The organism is Streptomyces thermocarboxydus, assembly GCF_024760485.1.
In the GTDB taxonomy this organism is placed as follows: domain Bacteria; phylum Actinomycetota; class Actinomycetes; order Streptomycetales; family Streptomycetaceae; genus Streptomyces; species Streptomyces cellulosae.
This window is the reverse complement of the sequence record NZ_CP058273.1, coordinates 670146-686357: the sequence shown is the minus strand read 5'-3', so window position 1 is coordinate 686357 and position 16212 is coordinate 670146. Positions and strand designations below refer to the sequence as shown.

Annotated in this window: 15 protein-coding genes and 1 pseudogene; 11 read left to right on the top strand and 5 right to left on the bottom strand. The window is 73.2% G+C overall.

What is annotated here, in order from left to right; translation table 11 throughout:
• Nucleotides 1-140: 140 nt before the first annotated feature.
• The 5 genes from AY578_RS03140 (at nucleotide 141) to AY578_RS03120 (ending at nucleotide 4880) form a co-directional block, all read left to right on the top strand.
• Nucleotides 141-956 carry a response regulator gene (locus AY578_RS03140; protein WP_258902006.1) on the top strand — a complete coding sequence of 272 codons (816 nt, stop codon included), beginning with the start codon at nucleotides 141-143 and terminating at the stop codon, nucleotides 954-956.
• Between the two features lie 91 nt (nucleotides 957-1047).
• Nucleotides 1048-2226, top strand: coding sequence for a Gfo/Idh/MocA family protein (locus AY578_RS03135; protein WP_019524601.1), 1179 nt, complete (start codon nucleotides 1048-1050; stop codon nucleotides 2224-2226).
• The gene (locus AY578_RS03130; protein WP_258907212.1) at nucleotides 2223-3134 is read left to right on the top strand and encodes a DUF6807 domain-containing protein; all 912 of its coding nucleotides are present in this window, start codon (nucleotides 2223-2225) and stop codon (nucleotides 3132-3134) included. The genes AY578_RS03135 and AY578_RS03130 overlap by 4 nt, the downstream gene beginning before the upstream one ends.
• 23 nt (nucleotides 3135-3157) lie before the next feature.
• Nucleotides 3158-3889, top strand: coding sequence for a cupin (locus AY578_RS03125; RefSeq protein ID WP_370879106.1), 732 nt, complete (start codon nucleotides 3158-3160; stop codon nucleotides 3887-3889).
• Nucleotides 3890-4340: 451 nt separating this feature from the next.
• Nucleotides 4341-4880, top strand: coding sequence for a GNAT family N-acetyltransferase (locus AY578_RS03120; RefSeq protein ID WP_215048974.1), 540 nt, complete (start codon nucleotides 4341-4343; stop codon nucleotides 4878-4880).
• Between the two features lie 147 nt (nucleotides 4881-5027).
• Here the strand turns inward: AY578_RS03120 and AY578_RS03115 are convergent, their stop codons facing one another.
• From AY578_RS03115 to AY578_RS03110, 3 genes and pseudogenes are all read right to left on the bottom strand, one after another.
• Nucleotides 5028-5657: a phosphatase PAP2 family protein gene (locus AY578_RS03115; protein ID WP_215048975.1), complete on the bottom strand. Its 630-nt coding sequence runs from the start codon at nucleotides 5655-5657 to the stop codon at nucleotides 5028-5030.
• Nucleotides 5658-5743: 86 nt separating this feature from the next.
• Nucleotides 5744-5857 carry a copper-transporting ATPase gene (locus AY578_RS33965; RefSeq protein ID WP_370879107.1) on the bottom strand — a complete coding sequence of 38 codons (114 nt, stop codon included), beginning with the start codon at nucleotides 5855-5857 and terminating at the stop codon, nucleotides 5744-5746.
• A 3-nt stretch (nucleotides 5858-5860) separates the two neighbouring features.
• Nucleotides 5861-6248 (bottom strand): annotated as a pseudogene (locus AY578_RS03110) (cation transporter); the annotation flags it as partial.
• Between the two features lie 150 nt (nucleotides 6249-6398).
• On the opposite strand from AY578_RS03110, the gene AY578_RS03105 reads away from it, so the two are divergent.
• Nucleotides 6399-7364 carry a DUF8832 domain-containing protein gene (locus AY578_RS03105; RefSeq protein ID WP_215048976.1) on the top strand — a complete coding sequence of 322 codons (966 nt, stop codon included), beginning with the start codon at nucleotides 6399-6401 and terminating at the stop codon, nucleotides 7362-7364.
• Between the two features lie 3 nt (nucleotides 7365-7367).
• Here the strand turns inward: AY578_RS03105 and AY578_RS03100 are convergent, their stop codons facing one another.
• Together AY578_RS03100 and AY578_RS03095 are read right to left on the bottom strand one after the other, a co-directional pair.
• On the bottom strand, nucleotides 7368-9206 hold the full coding sequence (locus AY578_RS03100) for a glycoside hydrolase family 15 protein (protein WP_019526938.1): 1839 nt from the start codon (nucleotides 9204-9206) through the stop codon (nucleotides 7368-7370).
• Nucleotides 9207-9296: 90 nt separating this feature from the next.
• Nucleotides 9297-10430 carry a methyltransferase gene (locus AY578_RS03095; RefSeq protein ID WP_136237310.1) on the bottom strand — a complete coding sequence of 378 codons (1134 nt, stop codon included), beginning with the start codon at nucleotides 10428-10430 and terminating at the stop codon, nucleotides 9297-9299.
• Between the two features lie 170 nt (nucleotides 10431-10600).
• On the opposite strand from AY578_RS03095, the gene AY578_RS03090 reads away from it, so the two are divergent.
• The 5 genes from AY578_RS03090 (at nucleotide 10601) to AY578_RS03070 (ending at nucleotide 16112) form a co-directional block, all read left to right on the top strand.
• On the top strand, nucleotides 10601-11839 hold the full coding sequence (locus tag AY578_RS03090) for an ROK family protein (RefSeq protein ID WP_019526936.1): 1239 nt from the start codon (nucleotides 10601-10603) through the stop codon (nucleotides 11837-11839).
• Nucleotides 11797-12768, top strand: a complete 972-nt coding sequence (locus tag AY578_RS03085) for an NAD(P)-dependent oxidoreductase (RefSeq protein ID WP_168713359.1) — start codon at nucleotides 11797-11799, stop codon at nucleotides 12766-12768. The genes AY578_RS03090 and AY578_RS03085 overlap by 43 nt, the downstream gene beginning before the upstream one ends.
• Before the next feature lie 39 nt (nucleotides 12769-12807).
• The gene (locus AY578_RS03080) at nucleotides 12808-13227 is read left to right on the top strand and encodes a PPOX class F420-dependent oxidoreductase (protein ID WP_019526934.1); all 420 of its coding nucleotides are present in this window, start codon (nucleotides 12808-12810) and stop codon (nucleotides 13225-13227) included.
• Between the two features lie 164 nt (nucleotides 13228-13391).
• Nucleotides 13392-13658: an SHOCT domain-containing protein gene (locus AY578_RS03075; protein ID WP_019526933.1), complete on the top strand. Its 267-nt coding sequence runs from the start codon at nucleotides 13392-13394 to the stop codon at nucleotides 13656-13658.
• A gap of 234 nt (nucleotides 13659-13892) precedes the next feature.
• Nucleotides 13893-16112, top strand: coding sequence for an N-acetylmuramoyl-L-alanine amidase (locus AY578_RS03070; RefSeq protein WP_136237308.1), 2220 nt, complete (start codon nucleotides 13893-13895; stop codon nucleotides 16110-16112).
• Nucleotides 16113-16212 lie beyond the last annotated feature (100 nt).

The window sequence follows — 16212 nt, the reverse complement described above, 5'->3', positions numbered from 1 at the left end:
GGTGCCTGGGCGGGGGCGGGGTGTCGCGGTTACGGAAGCAACGGAGGTTGTGGTCGTTGTGTCAGCGGGACGGGCGTTCCCGGTGCAGGTCTGACGCAGGGCCCTTTGCCGGGCGGGGGGCGGGGGTGATGATGAGGCGCATGTGGGACGGGGACGGTGTGGGCCGGGCCGGCGGGGCTGACGAGGCCGGCCGGATCGGCGGGCCCGACGAGGCCGGCGGCGAGGCCATCGGGGTGCTGGTGGTGGACGACGACTTCCGGGTGGCGCGCGTGCACCGGGCATACGTCGATCGCGTCGACTCCTTCCGGGTGGTCGGGGTCGCCGGCAGCGGTGAGCAGGCCCTGAGCGCCGTCGACGAACTCCGTCCCGACCTTGTGCTGCTCGACCTGTATCTGCCCGATGTGTTCGGCCTCGATGTCATCCCCCGGCTGCGCACCGCCGGACACGACTGCGACGTCATGGTCGTCAGCGCCGCGCGCGAGGCGGACGCCGTGCGCGGCGCCGTACGGCACGGTGTCGTCGACTACCTGCTCAAGCCCTTCGACTTCGAGGACCTGCGGGGGCGGCTGGAGCGGTACGCGGTGCAGCGGGGGATGCTGCGCGACACCGTGGTGCGCGGGCAGGCGGACGTCGACCGGGTGCTGGCGGGGGCGGCGATGCCCGTACCGCCGTCCGCGCCGTCGCGGCTGCGGCGGCTGCCCAAGGGGATGAGCGCGGAGACCGCCGGGCTGGTCGAGCGGACACTGCGGGAGGCGGAGGGGAGCCTGTCGGCGAGCGAGTGCGCACGACTGACCGGGGTCTCGCGGGTCAGTGCGCGGCGGTATCTGGAGTACTTCCACACGGTCGGGGCGGCCGAGGTGTCATTGCGGTACGGGGCGACCGGGCGGCCCGAGCGCCGGTACCGGTTCGTTGTGCCGGGGCGGCGAGGGGTTGTCTCGGGGAGGGGGCGGGCCTAGGGTCGGTGAGGCGCGTGGGGAAAGCGCTTTCTGCGCTGGCCGCCCGCCGCGCCTCCCGCTGAATGGCCTGTTGCTCTCCGAGGAGCGCCGCATGACCTCGTTTACCGGCCGCCGTCGTGCGGCTGTCGTCGGCACCGGTGCGATCGTCAGCGGCGGGCATCTGCCCGCGCTGCGGGCCCACGCCGACCGTGTCGAACTCGTCGCCGCCGTCGATGTCGACCCCGGCCGGCTGGACGCCTTCCGCGCGGAGGCGTGGGCTGAAGCGGGGGAGGCGGTGGCGGGTTTCTCGTCGGTGGAGGCGATGCTGGACGCCGTACGGCCCGATCTGGTGCTCATCGGCACGCCGCCGTCGCTGCACTGTGAACAGACCGTCGCCGCGCTGAAGTCGGGCGCCTGGGTGCTGTGCGAGAAGCCGCTGTGCCTGTCGCTCGCCGAGTACGACGAGATCGCGGCGGCGGAGGCCGCGTCCGGGGCGTACGCGTCGGTGATCTTCCAGCACCGGTACGGGAGTGGGGCTTTGCGCGCACGGGAGTTGATACGGGGCGGGGAGCTGGGCGCTCCGCTGGTGGCGCATTGCCAGACCACGTGGCACCGGGATGCCGCGTACTACTCCGTGCCCTGGCGCGGACGGTGGGCCACCGAGGGCGGCGGGCCGACGATGGGGCACGGCATCCACCAGTACGACCTGCTGCTGCATCTGCTCGGGGAGTGGGAGGAGGTGCAGGCGATGGCGGCGCGGCTGGTGCACGACACGGAGAGCGAGGACGTGTCGACGGCGTTGGCGCGGTTCGCGGGCGGGGCGCTGGCGACCGTGGTGAACAGTGTGCTGTCGCCCGATGAGGTGAGCCGGGTGCGCGTGGACTGCGCTGACGCGACGGTCGAGGTGACGCATCTGTACGGGCATCGGAACGGGGACTGGGTGTACACGCCGGCGCCGCATGCGGCGGAGGAGCGTGCTGTCGCGTGGCGTGAGGTGGGGGAGGACGTGCCCAGTTCGCACACCGCGCAGTTGGGGTTCGTGCTGGACGCGTGGGACGCCGGGGTGCGGCCGCCGGGGAGCGGGCGCGAGGCGCGGGACACGCTGGAGTTCGCTGCGGCGTTGTACAAGGCCGCGTTCACGGGGCGGGTTGTCCGAGCTGGGGAGATCGGGCCGGGGGACGCCTTTTACGAGGCGATGCACGGGGGGTTCGGGGGGACGTGGAGGGGGAGTGGGCGCGGGAGTGAGCGCGGGAGTGGGCGCGGGACTGTCGGAGGGGTGGGGAGGGACTGATGCTGCGGGTGGCGCATGCGCACGGGGACGCCGTGGGCGTGAGTGTGGGGGACGTCGAGATTCTGCGGTACGTGTACCGGCCTGATCCCGTGGAGTTCGAGTCGCGCAAGCCGTACGCGCATCCGGTGCGGACGCTCGGGGGGAGGGTGGTGACCGGGTACCGGCCCAGCGACCACCGGTGGCACAAGGGGTTGCAGATGACGGCCAGTCATCTGTCCGGGCAGAACTTCTGGGGCGGCAACTCGTATGTGCACGGGCGGGGTTATCTGCCGTTGCCGGAGCGGATCGGGTGGATGCGGCACGACGGTTTCTCGTCGTTCGAGGTGGGGGAGGAGCGGTTCGCGTGCGTGGAAGATCTGACGTGGGTGGAGAACGGGGGTGCGGAGTGGGCGCGTGAGGGACGGGGGTTGAGCGTGCACTCCGTGGATGCTGCGGCGGGCGTCTGGGTGTTGGACTGGTCGATACGGCTGACCAACGTGCGGGGCGAGGAGTTGCGGTTCGGGTCGCCGACCACGGCCGGGCGGGAGATGGCCGGATACACCGGGCTGCAGTGGCGCGGGCCGCGGGACTTCACCGGGGGGACGGTGTTCGCGCCGGGGGTGGAGGGGGGTGGACCGGGGGAGCGGTTCATGGGGACGCGGGGGCCTTGGCTGGGGTTCACGGCGGAGCGGGACGAGTGGGACGGGGCGTCGACGGTGGTGTTCGCGCATGCACCGGAGAGTGCGGCGTCGCACCACTGGTTCGTGCGGTCGGAGCCGATTCCGTCGGTCGCCTTCTCCTGGGCGTTCTTCGAGGAGTTCGGGTTGCCGGCGGGGGAGTCGTTCGGTTTTCGGTACCGGGTGGTCGTGGCCGACGGGGCGTGGGGGAGTGAGCGGGTGGAGGAGTTCTTGGCGGGGGTGCCGTGGTGACTCGCTTGCCGTTGCCGTTGCCGTTGCCGTTGCCGTTGCCGTTGCCGTCGCCGTTGCCGGGTGGGGTGGGGTTGTCGCATCTGCGGGCGTACGAGTGGGAGGCCGTGGACGGGGTGTGCGGGGGGAGTCCGCATGTCCATCTCGCGTGCACGGAGGCGTACGTCGTCACCGGGGGATCGGGGGCCGTGCAGACGTTGAGCGTGGAGGGCGGGTATCGGGAGATTCCGTTGCGGGAGGGGGTTGTGGCGTGGTTCGCGCCGGGGACCGTGCATCGGATGGTGCCGGGGGAGGGCGGGGGCGCATTGCGGGTGACCGTGCTGATGGAGAACAGCGGGTTGCCGGAGGCGGGAGACGCGGTGTTCACGTTTCCGGCGGAGGTGCTGGGGGATGCGGGGCGGTACGCGGAGGCGGCGGCGGTGCGGCCATGGGACGAGGGCGCGGCTCGGAGGCGGAGGGACCTGGCGGTGGAGGGGTATCTCGGGCTGCGGGAGGCGTTGAGGGCGGGGGACGTGGGGCCGTACCGCGACTTTCTGCGGGCGGCGGCGGGGTTGGTGCGGGACCGGGTGCCGGAGTGGCGGGAGTTGTGGGAGGCGGGGGCGGCGGCTGCGGCTCGGCGGACGGGGGAGCGGCTGGATGCGTTGGGGGTGGGGGACGTGAGGTATCTGGAGGGGGCGGGGGTGTGGGAGGCCGAGCCGAGCCGGCGGGACGGGCTGGGCATGTGTGGTCGGCGCGACTCCTACGAGCTTCATGTGTGACGCCTGCGGCGCAGTGTTGCGGTTCGGTGGGGGCGGGCGTAGCGCCCAGGGTGGGGTGGTGGTGCGGGGCCGCGGTGGGGGCGGTCGTCCTCGGTCTGGCGCGAGAGTGCGTCTCGGTACGTGAAGGGCGTGGACGCGCCAGCCGCTGCGGGCGCCCACCCCCACCCCGTCCCCTCCCCGCCGCGAGCGGCTACACCGACACCGGTGGCGGGGCACCCCCCCGCCATCTGCGGCCGGCTGCCGCAATCCGCGGGCAGTCGTGCCTCCCCCAGTGCCTGCAGGGGCCTGGGAGGTGCCCCAGGGCGATGGGGGTGCCTCCCGCTCGAGCGAAGCCGGGAGTGAGGGTGGGTGGGCGTGGCGGCACCCCGTTGGCGCCGAGGTGCGCCAACTTCCCCGGCCCGCACCCACACCGGTGCCTGATGTCCCCGCCGTCGTGTGCTTCCATGCCTCAGTGAAGAGCGAGAGCGTCTCCGGCACGAACATCCCCCCGAGTGTCCGAGGGCGGTCGGATCGCGACCTCGGTGACTGTGTGCGGGTGCTGGCAGAGGTCCATGGACGCGACGGCTATCCGGTGAACTGGCCCGACGTCCCGAGCGCTTGGCTCACACCACCCTCGCTCATCGCCTCATGGGTGGCCGAACTGGGTGGCCGCACGGTCGGCCATATCGGCCTGTCACGGAGCGCCGCGGGAGACGCGGCTCCCGGGCTGTGGAGCGCTCGTGCAGGGGTGAGTGTCGCCTCGACCGCCGTGGTCAACCGACTGTTTGTCGCCCCGTGGGCTCGTGGCCACGGCATCGGTGCGCTGCTGATGGGGGCGGCGGTCGCGGAAGCGCAGGATCGCGGGTTGCATCCGGTGCTCGACGTGGTGGCTTCGGACACCGCGGCGGCAGCTCTGTACGAGCGCCTCGGCTGGCAGTTGCTGGCCACCGTCGAACAGCAATGGAGTCTGGAACAGAAGGTGGCCGTGCGGTGTTATGCCGCGGCCCCCTGACGGTGGCGCTCCTGGGCGCAGCCACTCGTTGAGTCGAAGGCGGCGCTTGACCCGGCACCCGCACTCACTTCACGACCCGGCTGAACGCCGCCTGAGGACGACCACCGTCTTTATGCGATCTGGCGTTGGAAGAGGGACCGCTCCCGACTACCTGGCGCGCCGCGGCCCCCGTGGGTACGACGCCGGGAGGCGGGCCGAGGCGACCGCCAGGGCTGTTGCCGCCGACGCCACGCCGAGGACCGCTCCCGCCGCCACGTCGCCCGGGTAGTGCACCCCCGTGTGGATGCGGGAGTACCCCACCGCCCCCGCGAGCGCGCCCAACGGCACCGACGCAGCGGGCAGCACCGTCCCTACAGCCGTCGCGAAGGCCACTGCCGACGCCGTGTGGCCGGACGGGAACGACGCCGACATCGGCATCGGCACGTGTCGGTCCAGCGTCACCCGGGCCGCCTCCCGGTCCGGGCGGTCGCGGCGGACCAGTCGCTTGCCGAGCAGGTTCGCCGAGGCGGACGCCACCGCTATCGCGCCGACCCCGGCGAGCGCCGCCCTGCGCGGGCGGGCGCCGGCCAGGGCCAGGGCGCCGGCGATGGCCAACGAGATCTTGGAGTGGTCGGCCGCGTGGGAGAGCTTGCGCAGCGCGCGGTCGAGGGTCGGCGTCGGGGTCGCGGCGACCGCCGCGTACAGCGCGCCGTCCACCGCTCTGAGGTCCCTCAGCACCTCGGAGGCGATCCTGCGCAGTCCGTCGGCGGGCCGTACGGGTCCGGTGCGCTCGCTCATCTGTCTCTCCCGCGGTGACGTCGTCCAGGTGCCCCACGTTACGCATGATCCACGCGACGGGCCCGCACGCCCCGCCCGTACCCCGTTCAGGCCGCCCGGAACGCCCGCAGCCGCAGCGAGTTGCCCACCACGGACACCGAGGAGAACGCCGTGGCCGGCCCCGCGATCATGGGGTTGAGCAGACCGAAGGGATACGTCATGTGCCAGGCCGCGTAGGTGACGGCGGGCGCCGCGAGGGTCGGGGACAGCCACTGCCAGTACTCGAACTGCGGGCCGGGACCATCGCCGTCGCCACGACGGGGGCCGACAGCACGATCGCCGTGATCAAACGGTCGCGCAGCGGGCGGAGTTCGTCCGGCTGCGGCGGCAGTTGCGCGTCCGTGTCGCGTGGGGAGGGTTCTCTCGCCGTGTAGCCCGTTGCCTCGACCGTGGCGATCAGGCCGGGGACGGTCATGTCGGCGCCGCAGCTGATCCGGGCCTTCTCGGTCGCGCAGTTGACCGTGGCGGTGACGCCCTCCATCCGGTTGAGCTTCCTCTCGATCCGCGCGGCGCAGGACGCACAGGCATCCCTCCTCCGACGGAGAGTTCCAGCTCGGCAACGGCACCGGTCGCTGAATACCCCGGTAGGGTATGGACCGCAAGGCGCTCCGTGACTTGACTTGGTACCCCCTAGGGGTATCGTGAGCTGTATTGATCGGCTCGCGACGGGTTGCGGGCCGCGTTTCCAGGGGAGAGACGGCCATGAAGACCGGAGTGAGGATCACCGCCTTCGCCGCCGCGCTGGCCGGCGCGTTCGGCGCCGCCTACGGGGTCGGGCAGACCTTCGACCCGGTCGTCTCGGACCGCCCCCCGGCGCACGAGGAGCGGCATCCGTCAGGAGCGGCGGAGAACGGCCACGACGCCACCGCCGCGCACGCGCCCGGCGGGCTGCAGATCTCCGAGGGCGGCTACACCCTCGACCTGGACACCCCGACGGTGACCGCCGGCGAGCGCGCCGAACTGCGGTTCACCGTGCGGGACGCGGACGGTCGGGCCGTCGACGAGTACCGGCGGGAGCACGACAAGGAGCTGCACCTCATCGTGGCCTCCCGCGACCTGGTGACGTACCGCCACCTCCACCCCGAGCGCGCCCCCGACGGCACCTGGAGCACGCCCGTCGACCTGCCCCGCGCCGGCGGCTACCGGGTGTTCGCCGACTTCACCCCGGACCGGCCGGGCGCGGAGAACCTCACCCTCGGCGCCGACCTGGCCGCCTCCGGCCCGTACAGCCCCCGCGAGCTGTCGCGGCCCTCCGCCACGGCCCGCGTCGACGGCTACGACGTGAAGCTGACCGGGACGCTGACGCCCGGCCGGGCGAGCGAGCTGCGCCTGACCGTCACCCGCGACGGCGAGCCCGTCACCGACCTCCAGCCCTACCTCGGCGCCTACGGCCACCTGGTCGCCCTGCGCGCCGGAGACCTCGCCTACCTGCACGTCCACCCCGAGGGCGAGCCGGGCGACGGTACGACCCGGCCGGGACCGGACGTCTCCTTCGGCGCCACCGCCCCCAGCGGCGGCAGCTACCGTCTGTTCCTGGACTTCAAGCACGACGGCGTCGTCCGCACGGCCGCCTTCACCGTGGAGGCCGGGAAGGCCGCTCCGCAGGCGCCAGCGTCACCCGGCGACACGGAGAAGCCCGGGCACTCCTCCGACGGTCACGGCCACTGACGGTCAGCCCAGCGCCCGGTCCAGGTTGTACGCCGCGCTGATCAGCGCCAGGTGGGTGAACGCCTGCGGGAAGTTGCCCTGTTGGTGGCCGGTGTGGCCGATCTCCTCGGCGTAGAGGCCGAGATGGTTGCCGTAGGTGAGCATCTTCTCGAAGGCCAGACGGGCCTCGTCCAGGCGGCCGGCGCGGGTGAGGGCCTCGACGTACCAGAACGAGCAGATGGAGAACGTGCCCTCCTCGCCGTGCAGGCCGTCGGGGCTGACGTCCGGGTCGTAGCGGTAGACCAGCGAGTCGGAGACCAGCTCACGGGTCAGACAGTCCAGCGTGGACAGCCACTTGGGATCCTTCGGCGCGATGAACTTCGACAGCGGCATCATCAGCAGCGCCGCGTCCAGCACATCGCCCCCCTCGTGCTGGACGAACGCCCGCAGCTCGTCCGACCAGCACTCGGTCATGATCCGCCGGTAGATCGCGTCCCGGCACTCCATCCAGCGCGGCAGGTCCGCGGGCAGGCCGCGGCGGCGGGCCATGCGGACGGCCCGCTCGATCGCCACCCAGCACATCAGCCGCGAGTACAGGAAGTTCTTCCGCCCGCCCCGCGTCTCCCAGATGCCCTCGTCGGGCTGGTCCCAGTTCCCGCACACCCAGTCGACCAGCGCCGTCACATCGTCCCACTGCGCGCTGGAGATCGGCTCCGCCCACTTGTCGTACAGGTAGATCGAGTCGATCAGCGCGCCGTACACGTCCAGTTGGAGCTGGTCGGCCGCCGCGTTGCCGACCCGGACCGGGCGGGAGCCGTGGTGGCCCTCCAGGTGGTCCAGGGTGTACTCGGCCAGGTCGGTGCGGCCGTCGATGCCGTACATGATCTGCAGCGGGCCCGACGGCTTGCCGTCGCCGGGGCTGATGTGCCGGGAGACGAACGCCATGAACGCCTCCGCCTCCTCGGTGAAACCGAGACGCAGCATGGCGTACACGCAGAACGCCGCGTCGCGCACCCACATGTACCGGTAGTCCCAGTTGCGTTCGCCGCCGAACTCCTCCGGCAGACTCGTCGTCGGCGCGGCGACGATCGCCCCGGTGGGCGCATACGTGAGCAGCTTCAGCGTGAGCGCCGAGCGGTGCACCATCTCCCGCCAGCGGCCCCGGTAGCGGGACGCCGACAGCCAGTCCCGCCAGTAGCGCACCGTCGAGGAGAACTCCTGCTCCGCCTCCTCGTGCGCGCACCCGCGCGGCGCCAGCTCACCGCCGACCTGGTCGAGCGCGAACACCGCCGTCTCGCCCTCGGCGAGCTTGAACTCGGACCGCACGTCGGGTCCGTCCTGCTCCAGCGGCACGGTGGCGGTGAGCGAAAGGTCCAGCGCCTCCGACTCGAACACGGCCACGTCGCCCAGGATCCGCAGCGTGTGCGGCAGCGCCGCGTAGCCGAACCGCGGCGCGATCAGCGCGCGGAACGGCAGCGACCCGCGCACGCACAGCACCCGCCGGATCAGCCGGTGCCGGCCCTCCTCCACGGACTCACCGGACACGGGCATGAAGTCCTGCACCTCACCGACGCCGTCCTCGGTGAAGTACCGGGTGATCAGCACGTTCGTGTCGGGGAAGTAGAACTGCTTCGTACGGGCCGGCACGGTCGCCGCCAGCTCGAAACAGCCGCCCCTCTCGGCGTCCAGCAGCGCGGCGAACACGCTCGGCGCGTCGAAGCGCGGCGCGCAGTACCAGTCGATGGTGCCGTCCGTCGCCACCAGCGCCACGCTGCGCAGGTCGCCGATCAGCCCGTGGTCGGCGATGGGCATGTACCGCCGGGCGCCGGATCCGTCGCCCGGCCGGTTCGTCGTCCCGTCCATCGCAGCCTCCTCGGCCGGCGCGTGTCCTCCTGCCAGCTTAGGCAGGGGGAGCGGGGGCGGCCTTCCGGCAGGCGGCGGGCCTGGCGGGGCCTACCGGCGTACGGCTTTGAGGATCACGAACTTCGGGTCCGACGCCACCACCTCGCTGTTGCCGAACAGGCGGCGCAGCTTCACGTGGTAGCCGAGGTGACGGTTGCCGACCACCCACAGCTCGCCGCCCGGGCGCAGGGTGCGGCGGGCGCCGGTGAACATGCGCCAGGCCGTGGCGTCGGTGGTCGCCTGGTGGGAGTGGAAGGGCGGGTTGTTGAGGACCAGGTCGACGCTGCCGGACGGGACGCCCGTCAGGCCGTCGCCGACCCGGAACTCGGCGTGCCCGCTCACGTCGTTCGCCCGGTAGGTGTCCTGCGCCGACGCCACCGCCTGGAAGGACTCGTCCACGAACAGCACCTCGGCCTTCGGGTCGGCCAGTGCCACCGCCGTCCCCACGACGCCGTTGCCGCAGCCCAGGTCCACCACCCGGCCGCCGTCCCGCCCGGCGGGCAGATGGCGCAGGAAGAACCGTGTGCCGATGTCGAGCCGGTCCGCGCAGAACACCCCGGCGTGGTTGACGACCGTGCGGCCGGACACCGGCCCGACGTCCCCGGGCAGCGTGTAGCGGTACGGCCACGGGTTCGGCGGGCGGACCAGGGACGGGTCCGGCGTGCAGAAGATCAGCCGGGCCTTCTTCTCCGCCAGGGAGGTGCGCGTCGGGCCGAGGATCCGCTCGAACAGCTTCAGCGTCGAGGTGTGGATCTCCTTCACCATGCCCGTGCCGACCACCACCGTGTCCGCGTGCACCGACGGCGCCAGCCGCAGCAGCTGGTCCTCCAGCAGCGCCAGGCTCTTCGGCACCCGCACCAGCAGCACGTCGATCCGTTCCGGCGGGGCGTCCTGCGTGGTCAGCAGCCGGACCGCGCCCGGCTCGACGCCGTTGCGGGCGAGGTTGGCGCGGGTGGCCTCCTGGCCGAGCCAGGAGTCGGTAATCTGCGCCGGCCGGTGCGCGGCGAGCGCCGTGACCAGCGCGCCCCACCGGTCGCCGACCACCACGACCGTCCCGGACAACGGCACGGGCCGCTCGGCGAGATGCCTGAGGAGATACTCGTCGGAGGCGTCCCAGGCGCGCAGCCTGTCCCGCGGGTCCTCGGGGAAGCGGGACAGCACCGGCTCGCCCCAGGGGGTCGTCATACGGTCGTTCATCGTGCAGCCAGGCTAGCCGAGCCCCGGACCGGCCCGGCGCGGCGGACGGGCGCGGACGCCGGGGCACACACCCCGTACGCCCCGCGCGCCCCGCCGGGGTTCCGGACGTGGGCGGCCTGTCGTCCACGAGCGTTGCGGATCATGGGAGACTCGCCCCCATGAGCGGGAAGGCGGACCCCCGGCCGGCGGGGGAAGGGACCACCTCGAGGACGCGGCTCGACCGGGGGCGCGGGGCGCTCGGACCCGCGCTGGAGCTGGTGCACACCGGACGGGCCCCGACCCGCGCCGTGCTCACCGCGGAACTCGGCGTCACCCGCGCCACGGCAGGCGCGGTCGCCGCCGAACTGGAGGCGCTCGGACTGATCCGGGTGGACGCCCGGCCCGGCGCGGCCGCAGGCTCCCAGGGACGCCCCTCGCACCGGCTGTCCGTCGCCGAGGACGGCCCCGTGGCGCTCGCCGCGCAGATCCACGCCGACGGCTTCCGCGCCGCCCTGGTCGGGCTCGGCGGCCGGATCGTCGCCACCGCGCCCGGCTGCGAGGTCGTCGACCCCGACCCGGCCAAGGTCCTCGGTTCCGTCGTCGCGGCCGGCGCGGAACTGCTGCGGGAGACCGGACGGCGCTGCGTCGGCGCCGGACTCGCCGTGCCGTCGGCGGTCGCCGAACCGGAAGGGCTGGCGCTCAACCCGCTCCACCTGGCCTGGCCGGCCGGGGCCCCCGTGCGGGAGATCTTCGCCGAGCAGGTGCGCGCCGCCGGCCTCGACGGGCCCGCCTTCGCCGCCAACGACGTCAACCTCGCCGCCCTCGCCGAACACCGGCACGGCGCCGGGCGGGGCTCGCGCGACCTGCTCTGCGTGGCCACGGGACACCGCGGCGTCGGCGGCGCGCTGGTCCTCGACGGCCGTCTGCACACCGGCAGTTCGGGCCTCGCCCTGGAGGTCGGGCACCTCGGCGTCAACCCCGACGGCCGCCCCTGCCACTGCGGCAGCCGGGGCTGCCTCGACGTCGAGGCGGACCCGCTCGCGCTGCTCACCGCGGCCGGCCGCGACCCGGGCCCCGAGATGTCGCTGCTGAGGCAGGCCGACGACCTGATCCGCGGACAGTACGACGATCCCCGGGTGCGCACCGCGACCGAACAGCTCATCGACCGGCTCGGCCTCGGACTGGCCGGTCTGGTCAACATCCTCAACCCCGATCGGATCATCCTCGGCGGCCTGCACCGCACCCTCCTGGAGGCCGACCCCGACCGGCTGCGCGCCGTCGTCGCGGACCGCAGCCTGTGGGGCCGCAGTGGCGGGGTGCCGATCCTCCCCTGCACGCTGGACCACAACAGTCTGGTCGGCGCGGCGGAGCTGGCCTGGCAGCCGGTGCTGGACGATCCTCTTGGGGCACTGGCGTAAGGACCGCGACCGCTCGACAGAAGGCCGACCGTATGACCGACACGCTCACCGTCACCGTCCTGGGCACCGGCATCATGGGCGCCGCGATGGCCCGCAACCTCCTGAAGGCGGGACACACCGTCCGCGTCTGGAACCGCACCCGCGCCAAGGCCGACCCGCTCGCCGCCGACGGCGCCCGCGTCGCCGGCACCCCCGCCGAGGCGGTCGAATCCGCCGACGTGGTCCTCACCATGCTGTTCGACGGCCCCGCCACCCTGGAGACCATGCGCGCCGCCGCCCCGGCCCTCCCGCGGGGAGCCGTCTGGGCGCAGTGCACCACCAGCGGCATCGAGGACGTCGCCGAGCTGGCCGCCTTCGCCCGCGACCACGGGCTGCGCTTCTACGACTCACCCGTGCTCGGCACCCGCAAGCCCGCCGAGGACGGCCAGCTCACCGTGCTCGCCGCCGGTCCCGTCGAGAGCCGGGACACGGTGACCCCGGTGTTCGACGCGGTGGGCGCCCGCACCGTGTGGACCGGCGAGGACGGAGCGGAGGCCGCCGCCACCCGGCTGAAGCTCGTCGCCAACAGCTGGGTCCTCGCGGCCACCGCCGCCGCGGGCGAGACCCTGGCGCTGGCCCGCGCCCTCGACGTCGCCCCGCACGACTTCTTCGGCCTCATCGCCGGCGGACCCCTCGACATGGGCTACCTGCACGCCAAGGCGCAGCTGATCCTCGAGGAGCGGCTGTCCCCGGCCCAGTTCGCGGTGAAGACCGCCGCCAAGGACGCCGCACTCATCGTGCGGGCCGGCGAACGCCACGGCGCCCGCCTCGACGTCGCCGCCGCGAGCGCCCGCCGTCTGGAGCGGGCCGCGGCCCAGGGCCACGCCGACGAGGACATGGCCGCCGCCTACTACGCGAGCTTCGAGGACGGGCCCGCGTCCACCACCTGACCACCTCCCTCAATTTCCCCCCGCAAGCGAGGAGTTCACGTGTCCAAGCCCCCACTTCCGCCCGAGGCCCAGGCGCTGCTGCGCAAGCCCAACCCGTGCGTGATGGCCACCCTCCGCTCCGACGGCACGCCCGTCTCCACCCCCACCTGGTACCTCTGGGAGGACGGCCGCGTCCTGATCAACATGGACGAGGGGCGGGTCCGCCTGCGCCACCTCCGCCGCGACCCCCGCGTCACCCTCACGGTCCTCGACTCGGACAACTGGTACACCCACGTCACCCTGATCGGCCGCGTCGCCGAGATGCGGGACGACGAGGGCCTCGCCGACATCGACCGCCTCTCCCGCCACTACAGCGGCGACGCGTACCCCGACCGTGAGCGCAGCCGGGTCAGCGCGTGGGTCGAGGTCGAGCGGTGGCACGGCTGGGGCGCGCTGAAGGACAGCGACCAGAGCGGCTGACCGGCCGGCACGGGTGACGGGAGCAGCCGGCGTACCACCCGCGTACTCCCCGGGTGGTACGCGGGCTGCCGCCGCCCGCACGACGACCGGAACCCCCTCCCGGAGCGAGTCTCGAAGTGTCGCCGAGGGGCGACGAGACACCGCATCCGAGGAGTTGAACGATCATGGAAACCCTGGCGCACTTCGGTGACGGCGGGCCCGGCCCGTGGATCCTGCTGTTCCCCCTGTTCTGGGCCCTGGTCGTGGGGCTCGGCATCACCTTGCTGCGGCGCACGGGGTGGCGCGGCCGGCGCGGCCCGCACGGGCCCGCCGCCCGCGCCGACTCGCCGCTCGCCGTCCTCGGCCGCCGCTTCGCCTCCGGCGAGATCGACGAGGACGAGTACTGGCGCCGGCTGTCCGTCCTGGAGGAGCAGTTCGGGCGACGCGGCTGAACGCGTCCGAAGCGGACGCCCTCCGTCCGCCGACGTGATCGAGATCACCACCCCACCCTGTGACAGAAGAGGCGCCGGCAGCGCTGCAGAGGTGAGGCGTCGTACGAGGCGGGAGAGTCCCGTGCGACGGCCGTGACTTCCGTCGGCCCGTCCGGGCCGCTTCTCAGGGTGGGGATCTCTTTGAGCCGTCGTACTCGGCGTCGCGCCGTGTCGCACGCGTACAGACCGTTGAGCATGAGACGCCGGGCGTGGCTGACGCTCGGCGCCGTGCTGATCGGCGGAGGGGGCATCGTCACGTACGCCACGGCCAGCCCGTCGGACTCCGGCGCGCCCGGGCAGGAGCGGCGGCCGGTCGAGGTCTACGGCCTGGAACTGAAGGGCACCGCGGCCGGCGAGCGCAAGCTGCCCCGCACGGAGACCGAGCAGTTCTCCCTGGTCGGCGTCTCCTGGACCGGGGCGCTGAAGCCGCTGGAGGGCACCGCACAGGTGCGCACCCGCGGCCTGGAGTCGGGTGAATGGGGCGCCTGGCAGTCACTGGAGCTGAACGCGGCCCCGCCGGAGGAGGTCGAGGCCGGCATGCGCGGCGCGTCCCAGCCGCTGTGGGTCGGACCCTCCGACGGCGTGGAGGCCCGCGTCGTCCACGAGGACGGCACCACCGCCGCGCTGCCCAAGGGCCTCGAGGTGAACCTGGTCGACCCCGGCGTGGTGACCGAGGCCGAGACCCGCGTCGACGCGCCCGAGCCGGCCGCGTTCGTCATGGACGAGTCGCCGTCGCCGTCCCCGTCGCCGTCGTCGGAGCCCACCGCGTCGCCGTCCCCGTCGTCGGAGCCCACCGCGTCCCCGTCGCTGTCGTCGGAACCGACCGCGTCGCCGTCCCCGTCGTCGGAACCGACCGCGTCGCCGTCCCCGTCGTCGGAGCCCACCGCGCCGCCGTCCACGGTGCCGCAGCCGCCCGTCACCTCGCGTGCCGGCTGGGGCGCGGACGAGTCGAAGAGCCCCGACCCCTCGGAGTACAACACCGACGTGAAGGCGGTGTTCGTGCACCACACCGACGGCGCCAACGACTACGACTGCGCGGAGTCCCCGGCGATCGTGCGCGGCATCTACGCGTACCACACCGAGGTCAACGGCTGGAACGACGTCGGCTACAACTTCCTCGTCGACAAGTGCGGCACCGTCTTCGAGGGCCGCAAGGGCGGCATCGACCGGCCCGTCCTCGGCGCGCACACCTACGGCTTCAACCGTGAGTCCGCCGGCATCGCCGTCCTCGGCACGCACATCACCGGCGGCGCCTCCGACGCCGCCCTGGCGGCCGTGGCACGCGTGGCGGCCTGGAAGCTCGGCCAGTACGGCGCCGACCCGGCCGGCACGGTGAAGCTCACCGCCGGCGCGACCCAGACCAACTACTTCGGCACCGCCTTCACCGCGGGCGAGCAGTACACCTTCCACCGGGTGTCCGGGCACCGCGACGGCTTCAACACCCAGTGCCCGGGCAACGCCCTCTACGCCCAGCTGCCGACCGTCCGCACCTGGGCCGCGGGCCCGGTCGACGGGCTGCGCATCGTGTCCCTCACCGACGCGACCGCCAAGGGCTCGACGTACTACACCAAGGGCACGCCGGTGGTGCGCTGGTCGGCCACCACACCGGCCGCGCTGATCAAGAGGTACGACGTGCTCGTCGACGGTCGGTCCGTCGCCGGCACCTCGGGCGCGGGCTACGCCAAGCGGATCACCCTCGCCCCCGGGAGCCACACCGTGAGCGTGCGCGCCACGCACCAGTCCGGCACCGTCTCCACGACGGACGCGCTGACCGTCGTGGCGGAGACGACCGCACCGGTGTTCACCGCCGCGCCGACGCTCGACCTGCGCGCCGGCACCGTCAACACCGGGTCCGCGCCGGTCACCCTGCGCTGGAAGGCGACCGACGACCAGGCACTGCGCCAGGTGCAGCTGCTCACCCCGTCGACCGCCACCTTCAGCGCGGCCGCCTACCTCTCCAACCGCACCGCGAAGCCCGGCACCGCGTCCACCTGGTCGATGCGGGCGTACGACTACGCCGGCAACTACGGCAACGCGGCGGCCACCTACACCCCGGTGATCCTCCAGGAGAGCGCGGCGGTCCGCACCGGCACCTGGAGCTCGCGCAGCTCCACCAGCTACCTGGGCGGCAGGTCGTACTCCAGCGCGTCCAAGGGCGCCAGCCTGAGCTGGACGTTCACCGGCCGCTCGGCGGCCTGGGTGGTCTCCCGGGCGTCGAGTTCGGGCCAGGCGTACGTGTACGTCGACGGCGTCAAGGCCGCCACGGTGGACCTGAAGTCGTCGGCCACGAGCTACCGGCAGGCGATCTGGACGAAGACCTGGTCGGCCAACGCCAAGCACACCGTGAAGATCGTGGTCGTCGGCACCAGCGGCCGGCCCACCGTCACCACGGACGGCCTCGTCTACATCCGGTAGCCGTCCCACTGGGCAGCCTTGCCGGCGCGCGGTGTCCCGCGGACATCAGGTCCGCGGGACACCGCGCCCGTCTCGGCGGCGCCCCGTCGTGTCACCGCCC